This window comes from Cellvibrio fibrivorans, from assembly GCF_031457055.1.
Classification (GTDB): domain Bacteria; phylum Pseudomonadota; class Gammaproteobacteria; order Pseudomonadales; family Cellvibrionaceae; genus Cellvibrio; species Cellvibrio fibrivorans.
The window spans coordinates 1-11,029 of sequence record NZ_JAVDVX010000013.1 but is presented as its reverse complement, the minus strand read 5'-3'; the positions used below and the strand labels follow the sequence as shown (position 1 = coordinate 11,029).

The following is an 11,029-nucleotide window of genomic DNA, read 5'->3' as shown; positions in this document are numbered from 1 at the left end:
TGCCTCATCTAAATGCAATTTTTTACTTATCGGGCACATTTTTGTTTTTTATTGGTGCACACGAAATAACTAACCGCTTCCGCTACCTATTGGCCACCCAATGTTTTTGCACCAAAATAAAACAATTTTCAGGTTTTAAATTGCCCCACCAATTGCTGCAACTCGGCACCGACGCTGGCCAACTCGTCGCCAGATTGGTGTGAGCGCGCCGCATAGCGACCTGCGGACTCGGTGGCATCGGCAATCACATGCATGCTGTGGTTAATCGATTCGATCACTTGTGTCTGCTGCTCGGCAGCGGTAGCAATTTGCAACCCGCGCTGACTGATGGTACTAACTTGTTGATCGATAGCACTGAGCGCTTCCGAGGTGGCACAGACCATCTGCACCGAGACATCGCCTTTAACCAGACTGCGCTTAATCGACTCGCTTGCACCAGTAGTACTGGCCTGCAGGCGTTGAATCATGCCCTGAATCTCCTGAGTTGACGCTTGGGTGCGCGCCGCCAGCGCCCGCACTTCGTCCGCCACTACCGCAAAACCACGCCCCTGTTCGCCAGCGCGGGCGGCCTCAATAGAGGCATTGAGAGCAAGCAGATTGGTTTGCTCCGCAATACCGCGAATGACATCGGACACAGCACCGATGCCGTTTACATCCTGCTGCAACTGCTGCAAACCGTCGGTATTGAGCTTGACCTCTGAGGAGAGCGCTTGAATGTTATCGATGGATTTGGCGACGGTAGATTGTGCGTCTTTGGTTGTGCACTCAGCGAGATTGGCGGCAGTGGCGGCATCTTGCGTGCTGCGAGCCACTTCGACCGCCGATGCCGCCATTTCATTAATGGCACTGGCGACCTGCAGAGTTTGCTCGCGCTGCTGTTCGAGGGTTTGGTAGGTGGCGTTGGTATCTTGCGATACTTGCTTGCTAATACTGGCTACCTGCAGGGTGAGCTGCTGGATACGTTGGATCATCCCGTGGATGGAATCAACAAAACTGTTAAACGCCGAAATAACCGCACCTATTTCATCGTTGCTTGTGCGTGTCAGACGACGAGTCAAATCGCCACCCCCGCGCGCTATATCTTCCAGGCTGCGCACCAACCCATTGAGTGGAGCCAGCGTTTTATTGGCGATATATATCGCGAGCAGTGCAATAGCACCAAGCAATACCAGCGCCGCCACAAAAACCCACATCAATGTCGCGGTGATGTGTTCATCCGCCACTGCCCGTGCCGACGCGACCGCATTATCGATACTATCGATATAAAACCCGGTTCCCAGCATCAGATCCCACTTGTCGAGCCAAATGGCATAGCTGAGTTTTGGATAGGCGGTTTCGCCTTGGCCTAAACGTGGAAAATGGTAGGTGACAAAACCGCCGCCAGCCTGCCCCTGCTTGACCAGCTCATTGATTAGGAAGACGCCATTAACGTCTTTGTAGTCGCGGAAGCTGTCGCCAATACGCGCAGTGTCGCTGCCGGAAAACACACGCACTGAGCTGCCATCGTAGCCAAAAAAGTAGCCATCTTTACCGTATTTCAGTTGTTTCAACAGCGCGATGGCTTGCGTTTTTTCCGTGGACTCACCGCTGGGCGCAGCTTCATAAAGTGGCTTAATCAGTGAACTGGCGATATCCAGCGAATTGCGCAATTCGGTCTTGTGCGCGTTGAGCAGAGTGTCACGCAATATATCCATATCCTTTTCGACAATGCTCTGCATGCGGGCACTGACCAATGCCAGAAGGACGACCAAAATCGCAATACCCGGCATTAATCCGAGCAAAATCAGTTTATATCTCATCGACATGGAGCCCATGTGCGACCCTCCCGTTAGTCTTTATTGTGATTTATGTAGTGGACATTGGCGTCATATTGTTATGTTGACTAATTCTAACCGGTCTCAACTGAACGGCTAGTTATTCAGACGAAAAGATCTAAAATCGTCTATATTCAATTACATAGTTATAACGGGATTAGCAGACGGCATTCGAATGACCAACGAGCCACCGATTAAACATCTACTTGAAAAGCTCATAGTGCCAAAGCAGGATTTGGCGCAACTGGGTTTTTGCGGCGGCAGTAAAGAGGCGCAGGTCAAACTCTGGCTGCAAAGCCTGCCTCTGACACAGGCGCAACAAGTCAGCGCCCAGCTTTATACCGCCGTCCACGAAATCAGCCGTTTGCGCACCAACAGTGAAAACCGCCTCGCGATTCTGGAGTTGTTGCGCGTCCCGGTGCACCAGACACTGAGCGGCTTGGCGCTGAAGTATTTGAACCAGCCGCTGATTCTGCCGGAGGCCGCACTCAAAACAGCCACTGTCGCCCAGGCGATTCAGAAACACTTCCTCAACAGTTATCTCGCCGTAGTGCGGGAGCTGTGTGTATCACCAGCGACAAAAGACCAGCAAGGATTACAAGCCCTGTGCATCCAACGTGCGCTTACTGCGCTGGGACTATTGCTACTGCGCTCTTATCAGCTCTATTTACCTATCGCCAGCCAAATTTGGGCCGAGGTGCATGCACTTTATCAACTGGCTTGCGCACTGGAGTTGGAGCAGCTGCCAGTTGAGGACAAACTGCCCCACAACCAAGGGCTGAAGACCATTCACAACGTCTATTTGCGCATACTCCTGCTCGCGACTGCGAGACCCAATCAACTGAGGCAGGAAGAGATTGAAAGTACCTATAACTTGCTAGAGCTACTGGCACCTATTGCCGAGCTGGATACATACAATCCGGGAGGTAAGGAAAACCTGTTTGTTGTACTTACCAACAGCAATCGCCCACCTTTCTATAAGTCGCATTGGCGCCCGGCCAGTAACCCGGGTGCAGAGCCGCCGCTGGAAATACGCACCAGTCATCTGGTGAATAAACTTCAGGAACAGCAGAAGGTAGGCAATGAAGGGGTAGATGCCAGCGTTAGCCAGCGCAACCAGCTCAATTTGTCGGCAGCATTGACCAAACACCTGGCACAGGCCTGGAGCCACTTAGCGTTGCGCAGCTTTGAGCGGCAGGATGTCAGTGCCGAAATTGAAGTTACCGTCGGTCTCACCAATGTCCATTTTTATCTAGCCGGTGAGCAGCCATTTAATCTGTTTTTAAACCAAAGCAGTGCCGTGGCGGGTTCGCCCGAAAAAGGCGCTATCTACCAAAAACGTGGTGTTCAACTTAAAGACGACAAAGCGAAAAAAGAAGACGATCCCTGGGGCGACGCTTTTGATATTGTCGGAACGCCATTTGATGGGCGCGCACTACCAACCTTCAATATTGAAAAGAGCATCAAGTCGCAGGAGAAGGTGAATTATCAGGGGCAGCACCCGATTTACACGGTGCCGCTGATGGATCGCAGCCCCGGTGGCTACGGCTTGGAGTGGCGCAATGAAATTCCGGTGCAAGTCCGCGCCGGAGAACTGCTTGGACTACGCGAGTATGGCCGCAATAAATGGTCGATTGGCGTGGTGCGCTGGGCGCATCAGATCAAGGGGGCGACGCAATTGGGTATCCAGATTATTGCCCCACACGCTGTCCCCGTGGGCTTGGCCGCCGTCCACAAAACCGGCGGTTTTGCCGAATACTTACGCGCGCTGCAAATTCCGGAGTTACGCGCCGTCAACCAGCCTCCCAGCCTGATTACCAACGCCATTTCATTTCACGAACACAGTAAGGCTCGCCTGTATACCCAAAGCCAGGCTGGCGTGAGCAATGAGGGCGATAAATCGATCCAGCTAACCCAGCGGTTGTTCGCCACTGGCGCCTTTAGCCAGTTTGGTTTTCGCGAACTAGCCACCGCCAAGCCCGAAGCCAAAACCAGTAAGGATGATTTCGATTCAGTGTGGGAATAAATCGCCCAGACTTTATCCAGCTAATTGCGAACTAATCCACAAAAGCCACGACCAGATCGCATAAATAGCATGACAAGTTGAGCGACCCACTGAATTCAGTAATATAGCCCCAACAAGGAACCTACTGCGACGAGCATCCTTCACCAAGGCAAGCAATTGGCGACACAAGGTAGAGTTTTTGGACTTACTGGTAAGCCAGCCTTATGCAAAATGGCAAAAAAAGCCCAGGGTTCGATACAACAAACACTCAAACGAACTCGTGCGCCAAAAAACGCGCTATAGTCAAAAACGAGCGAAGCCCTGACCATCGCCTGACTAGATAGAAGATATATGACCACTACCGACACTATCCGACTCCTGATTCTGAATAATCAGCGCTCAGAAGCCGAACGCTTGATCAGTATGCTGCACGCCTCCGGCCATCCCTGCCGAGCGCAACATGTCGAGAGCGAGGAAGCGCTCGTCAAACTCCTGCAAGAACAAAGTTGGGATTTGCTGATTGGCAATAACGACACCACTGCGCCTACCCCGCAAGCGGCGATCAAACAAATCCGCCGCCTCAATAAAGATGTTCCGGTAATCCTGCTCTATGAAGTAGATGAAGACGACAGCCCTTTTGCCGTAGTCGAAGGTCTGCGTATGGGCGCCACAGATGTGGTTAATCTGGATGACGACCAACATCTATTGTTAGTAATTGACCGCGAACTGGGCAACCGCGAGCAGCGCCAGGCGCGCCGCAATACCGACCGCCGTTTTCGCGAAGCCGAGCGCCGCAGCCAACAATTGCTCGACAGCTCGCGCGATGCCATCGCCTTTATCCAGGACGGCCTCTATCTGTACGCAAACGAATCCTTTGCCGAGCTATTTGGCTATCAAAACAGGGATGACATTGAAGCCATGCCAATTATGGATATGGTGAGCGATAAAGATCAGGCGCGCCTGAAAAACTTCCTGAAAGACTTCACCTTTAAGGGTGATGAGGCTGAATCAAGCAGCCTTGGTTTTACCGGTATTACCCAAGATGGGAAAGAAGCCCAAATAGATTTGGAAGTATCTCTGGTTACCTACGACGAAGAGCCCTGCATCCAATTCCTCGCACGGGCGGCTACCGCAACAGCCACGCATGCCAACAATGAAGAACTGGAAGCCCAACTTAAACAAATCAAATGGCAGGATCTGGTCACGGGCGTCTACAACCGCCAATACATCATCAACCAGCTCGATCACATCATCGACACTGTCGATGAAAAACAGTACTACTGCCTCTTCTACATCGAGTTGGATAAATTCAGCGAGCGGGTTAAAAATACCTTTGGCGTCGCCGGTGCCGATCTGGCGTTAATCGACATAGCAACACTGCTGCGCGCCAAGGCCAATACCAGCGATACTATCGCGCGCCTCGGTGACTCCACCTTCGCGATCATCTCACCCAATGTGAAAGCCGACGCTGCCGTTAACCGCGCCCTGCAACTCTGTAAGGATCTGGAAGCGCACATCATCGAGATCGATCACAAAACCCTGCAAATCACTTGCAGCATCGGTATCTCGTTGATCAACGAAACCACTACCAGCACCAATACAGTGATCGAACAAGCGCGCAGCGCGATGGATAAAGTGCAGGCCAAAGACGGCAACAGCGCTATGCTGTTTGAGCCAGAGACACCCAAAAGCGAAATCAAAATCGATATCGCGACTGCTATCCAACAGGCATTGGCCAACGACCGCTTTCGCCTGTTATTCCAACCGATCATCAGCCTGCGCGGCTCCGATGAGGAATACTACGAAGTCTATTTGCGCATGGTGGATGAAAACGGCAATGAGATATCACCCAATCACTTTTTGGAGGCGGCATCCACTATGAGCGCCGCTACCAAAATTGATCGCTGGGTAATTCTGGAATCGATCAAAATGCTCTCGCAGCATCGCGCCAAAGGCAACAAAACCAAACTGATCGTCAATATCGGCCGCCAATCCCTGTGCGATGAATCGCTGATCTCCTGGCTTGCAGTCGCCTTCAAGGCAGCGAAGCTCACCGCCGATTCCATCGTGTTTCAGGCGCAGGAAATTGATGTCACTAATCATTTGAATGCGGCGAAGAATTTTGCTGAGGGATTGGAAAAACTCAAAACCAGTTTTGCGATCAGCAATTTTGGCTGTTCACTCAACCCGTTCAATACGCTTTCCCATGTGCCCGCGAACATGATTAAAATTGATGGGTCCTTCACCACCGATATCCAAAACAATAACGAAAGCCCCGAGACGCTGATCCAACTGATCGAGAAGCTCAATGGCGAAAGCAAGATTACTCTGGTGCCATTTGTAGAGAATGCGAGCGTACTTTCCACGCTCTGGCAAGCGGGCGCTCATTACATCCAGGGGCATTATTTGCAGGAGCCAAGCCAGGGCATGACTTACGATTTCAATATGGAGTCGTAAACTGGAGTTACCAGTCTTTTTTAATAAAACGAAAAAACCGGATCCATGCACTCCGGTTTTTTATTTTGCTGCGCACAAAGTTTACACTCTTAACACACCACGAAAGCCGCGCACCGCATAATAAGATTGCGCACCATTGTGATAGATAAAAACAGTATCGTAGCGGCGATCCGCAAAGAGCGCGCCCCCCAATTTTCTTATCCTCGCCGGTGTTTGTATCCAGCTCGATGTTTTCAAATCAAACTCGCCCAATTGTTGCAAATCACGATATTGTTCCTCTGTTAACAACTCGACACCCATTGCGGCTGCCATATCCAGCGCATTATTTTCTGGTTTATGTTCTTTGCGTGATTCCAAACCATCGCGGTCATAACATACACTTCGGCGGCCTTTGGGTGTTTCTGCCGAGCAATCGTAAAAAATAAATTCTCCGGTTTTTTTATCAAAACCGACCACATCCGGCTCGCCACCGGTCGCCTCCATTTCATTTAGCGACGCTAACTTTTTAGCATCAGCCTCCAGCTTTGCTTGCACCTTAGTCCAATCAAGGCCTTTATGGCGATTCATATTTTTTTCAAAGCGGGATTGCAACACCGTGAGCAATGCTGCGTATTTATTTTCAACCATTCTTTTAGCCTTTATTTTTTACTTTTATGTATGGGTTTGATATGGCAACGATAACGCCAGCCCATCAGCAGTAGCGCGAGCGCTATTAACCCGAGCGAATCGGGCTCATCTACCAACGAACCGCGTACCTGCATATCGAAACTGGTAATATTTCCATATATATTGGCATCGTAATCGTAAAAATCCCCAGGATATCTATCACCATCGCGGGTACCGTAATCCAAAAGACGCATTTCACCCAATGAAGATCCATTTGTTGCCACAACGGAAATATCTTGCACCAAATCCAAATCCGAAAAATAGTCCATAGTGGTAGAATAAAAATTGATATCGATTAATCGGTTTTCGGAACGCGGATTAACAGCGCTATATAAATTATAAGTTGTCATATTGAAATAACTAAAATTATCACCGCGAAAAATATTGATCATATTTCTAAAGTGCGTCAATGGAAACTCGCTGGAGGTGGTAGAGCTATAACTCTCATTACCCACATGTACAACGATTCCCATAGAAGACAAACCAAAATCGTATTCCCGGAAGGAATCCTGAGCATAAGTAGGAGGGAAATTATTTTCATCAAACTCATACCAGAAATCCGCATGATAAGACTGTCCCACAACAGCGACATCAAAAAAGGCACCGTCAGATCTGTTGCCCTCTGTGAATACATCAGTAATAACCCCGCTGACTTTACCTTCAATTATGATGGCATTGGCAGGATGTGAAAGCAGCGAGAAAAGAATAATCAACGTTGCGACAGGAATAACCAAGTTTTGATTAAACCAAACATGACATTTATCAGTTAGCATCATCATCTCCTTGTACATAACAGTAAGTTGCTAAAAAAATTCGCCTTTAGCCACAGGGGAAAAGGGGTTATAACACGGCGCTATCGTGATGAACAATGTGGGTTTTGTTCTACGGGAGATTTTTTTCATATCTTATTCGCACGAAAACTTATCGTCGCAGAATATTATCTATAGAGGATATCACCAGAGGTAAGATAGAACTTGTAGGCTTTTATATCGCCAACTGATTTGCCTGCACCCACCCTGCACAAATCTTCTTATCCGAATAAATCAGATTTTTGGTAGAAATGAGAACTAATGATTGGAACGCCATTGGCAGTCCGCGTAAATTAGCAACTGTTAGCCAGAGACTGATCGCCAAGCGAATCCACTAGCGCAATGCTGCAGGGTGGCATAGATGCGAAACCTGTCACACTCAATGTGTGCCAAGTAGCAGAATGCAGAGCTTGACCATACAGACAACTGTCATACTGAGCCGCCACTATAGTGCGGTAAAGGCAGACGCCATTTGCGAAACTGTCATTATAAAAACAACAAAATCCAACTAAAAACACTCGGCAATAACATCACGCAAACCAGGGTCGACTTCCCCCTGAGGTTTTCGGTCAAAAAAATTGTTGTAGCAACACATCTCACCAGTGCCGTTGATTCGCGAACCAACAGCTGACTGGATATGAGACGGCTTTTGTTCGCGCTAAAAAAAACCAAAATCAACTATTAATACCATGGAAGTGCTATGAAAACTCTCCTTGTCTATGCGCATTTACTTGCTGCTTGTGTCTCCGTAGGGATCTTACTCATCCAGGATTCTGCTTTGGCAAAATCGCGCGGCAAGGCTTTGTCGGCGAGCGCCATTAAAGACCTGACCAAATCTGCAGAAGTCATGTTTGTCGCATTGGTTGTGCTCTGGATTACCGGACTTGCGCTAGTGCTGCTTGGTTATTTGGAAAATCCCCAACAGTATTTAATGAACGAAAAACTCTGGGCGAAATTTACCGTGGTGTCGGTATTAACGCTCAACGGAATTGCGCTGCACTATTTTAGTTTTCCGCGCGTCACCTCGCGTCGCGGGTTACTGGGTTTGCCCACCATTGAACAAATATTGGTAACGCTCACCGGCGCCATTTCATCTACCTCCTGGCTATTTGCGTGTTATCTCGGCATCGCGCGTCCGTGGAATTACACAGCAAATTACAGCTATGTCATGTTCATTTACGCCGGATTATTAATCGCGGCCATTATTGTTGCCGGAGAAGTGCTGCGCATGATGCGCGCTCCTGAACCGCCATTGCTTACCGAAAAAGTACAACTGCGCGCAGTGCGAAAAATGGAGTGAATTTTTCTACTTTTTCAAAAAAATAACTGTTCAAAGATTTTTTTGTTAGCCGAGCTCGACCATTTTTAACCATAACGATTGTTGATGACCACCGCCGAATTCATTCGGTATTTTTCTCTGAGGAAGACACTATGAGTAGCTTTAAAGCCTCTGCGATTCACCCTCGCACAGCGAGTGCGCTAACCCGCACTCTCTATGCAGCAGGGTTTTCTCTGGCGATATCCGCTCTCTCCACCCAGGCCTACGCCGGATGCCAGTATTTGGTTGCCAGCCAGTGGAATAATGGATTTACCGCCACCATAAAAATAACCAACACCAGCACCAGCGCCATCAACGGCTGGAACGTCAACTGGCAATACGCTGGCGACAATCGTATCACCAGCAGTTGGAACGCTACTCTCGGCGGCACCAACCCCTACACAGCCACCAACCTCAGCTGGAACCGCACTATCCAGCCTAACCAGTCGATCGAATTCGGCGTGCAGGGAACTAAAGGTGCAGCGTCAGCGGAAATACCGGTCATTAATGGTGCAGCCTGTGACAGCGCTGCCACCAGTAGTGCAGCCGTATCTTCTGCTGCCGTATCCTCCAAACCTGCATCAAGTACGCCGGCCTCCAGTGTGCCGGCCTCCAGTGTGCCGGCTTCCAGCAGCAAGGCGAGCAGCTCATCCGTTGCGAATACTGCCGGTACATGGGGTCTGGACAGCACAGCGTCTTACCTGAACTTCGCCACCACTAAAAACACCCACAATGTGGAAGTGCACAACTTCACCGGCCTGAGCGGTAATATCAGCAGCGCAGGTGTCGCGACCCTGACTATTGACCTCAACACGGTGAACACCGCTGTCGCCCTCCGCGATCAACGTATGCGCGATCTGCTGTTCGAAACCGCAACCTACCCAACGGCTACCGTAACTCTGGCGGTACCAGCCACCTTGCTCAGTAGTCTCTCAGTGGGCCAATCCGCCGCTACTGATATCTCTGCCAGCCTGAACTTGCATGGTGTGACCGGTGCGATTACTACCAAAGTCTCCGTCCAGAAACTGTCCGCTAACCGCGTATTGGTGCAAAGCCTGTCACCGATCCTCGTGAAAGCCGGCGATTACGCACTCACCGATGGTGTGGAAGCCCTGCGTGCAGCGGTGGGCATTGCCTCGATCAGTGTCGCCGTACCCGTGGACTTCGCGCTCGTCTTTGACGCCCGTTAATTGGATGAAGCTTAGAGAGAACCTATCATGAAAAAATTAATGAAACTGTCGATGCTCTCCAGCGGGTTAATGGCCCTGGGCATCATGGCATCTGGTGGCGCTAGCGCTCAGGGTGCTTGTAGCGTGGCCTACCAAACCGTCAATACCTGGGGTAACGGTGGCCAATATAAAGTCACTATTACCAACAACGCCACCGCCAAAACCAGTTGGGAACTCTGCTGGTCTTTCGCCGGTAACGATACTATTCCAAATTTGTGGGATGGCATCGTTACCCAGACGGGTAAAAATGTGTGCGTGAAAAATGCCGCCTACAACCCTAATATCGCCGCCAATGGCACTGCCAACTTTGGCTTTCTGGTGAACAACCCTGGCGCTATACCCACCGCGTTTACCCTTAATGGGGTAGCCTGTGGCGGCGCGGCAACCAGTAGTACGCCAGTCGCATCCAGCAGCAGTGCAGTAACTACCAGCAGCCGCAGCAGTAGCTCGGTAGCAAGCACGACCGGCGCGCGCTGGTTACTCGATGCCACCAACTCCACCTTCAACTTCGTAACCGTGAAGAAAAGTACGGCCGGCGTGGAAACACCCGAAAGTATGACCTTCAGCCAGTTGCAAGGCACTGTGGCAGCCAATGGCCAGGCGACCCTGACCATTCCGCTGGCCAGTATCAGCACCGGTAACGTGATCCGCGATCCACGCATGCAGAACCTGCTGTTTGAATCGGCTTACCTGCCCAACCTACACTTCACCACCCAGCTCGACCTGACCGC

At 50.2% G+C, this 11,029-nt stretch carries 8 protein-coding genes; 5 read left to right on the top strand and 3 right to left on the bottom strand.

Annotation, left to right across the window (positions count from 1 at the left end):
- Positions 1-128: 128 nt before the first annotated feature.
- On the bottom strand, positions 129-1,799 hold the full coding sequence (locus tag J2X05_RS20750) for a methyl-accepting chemotaxis protein (protein ID WP_310076294.1): 1,671 nt from the start codon (positions 1,797-1,799) through the stop codon (positions 129-131).
- Positions 1,800-1,989: 190 nt separating this feature from the next.
- Between J2X05_RS20750 and J2X05_RS20745 the strand changes: the two genes are divergently transcribed.
- Together J2X05_RS20745 and J2X05_RS20740 are read left to right on the top strand one after the other, a co-directional pair.
- Entirely contained in the window at positions 1,990-3,840 is a 1,851-nt protein-coding gene (locus J2X05_RS20745) for a cyclic-di-GMP receptor FimW-related protein (RefSeq protein WP_310076292.1), read from the top strand.
- A gap of 330 nt (positions 3,841-4,170) precedes the next feature.
- Entirely contained in the window at positions 4,171-6,276 is a 2,106-nt protein-coding gene (locus tag J2X05_RS20740) for an EAL domain-containing response regulator (RefSeq protein ID WP_310076290.1), read from the top strand.
- 81 nt (positions 6,277-6,357) lie between these two features.
- On the opposite strand, the gene J2X05_RS20735 is transcribed toward J2X05_RS20740, so the two are convergent.
- Complete coding sequence (locus tag J2X05_RS20735) at positions 6,358-6,903, bottom strand: DUF4256 domain-containing protein (protein WP_310076288.1); 546 nt, start codon at positions 6,901-6,903, stop codon at positions 6,358-6,360.
- Between the two features lie 11 nt (positions 6,904-6,914).
- Positions 6,915-7,715, bottom strand: a complete 801-nt coding sequence (locus J2X05_RS20730; RefSeq protein ID WP_310076286.1) for a hypothetical protein — start codon at positions 7,713-7,715, stop codon at positions 6,915-6,917.
- Positions 7,716-8,451: 736 nt separating this feature from the next.
- Here J2X05_RS20730 and J2X05_RS20725 point away from each other — a divergent pair.
- From J2X05_RS20725 to J2X05_RS20715, 3 genes are all read left to right on the top strand, one after another.
- Positions 8,452-9,051, top strand: a complete 600-nt coding sequence (locus J2X05_RS20725; RefSeq protein WP_310076284.1) for a DUF2214 domain-containing protein — start codon at positions 8,452-8,454, stop codon at positions 9,049-9,051.
- 131 nt (positions 9,052-9,182) lie between these two features.
- Positions 9,183-10,259 carry a cellulose binding domain-containing protein gene (locus J2X05_RS20720; protein ID WP_310076282.1) on the top strand — a complete coding sequence of 359 codons (1,077 nt, stop codon included), beginning with the start codon at positions 9,183-9,185 and terminating at the stop codon, positions 10,257-10,259.
- A 27-nt stretch (positions 10,260-10,286) separates the two neighbouring features.
- A partial coding sequence (locus J2X05_RS20715) for a cellulose binding domain-containing protein (protein ID WP_310076280.1) occupies positions 10,287-11,029 on the top strand: 743 nt, incomplete at its 3' end.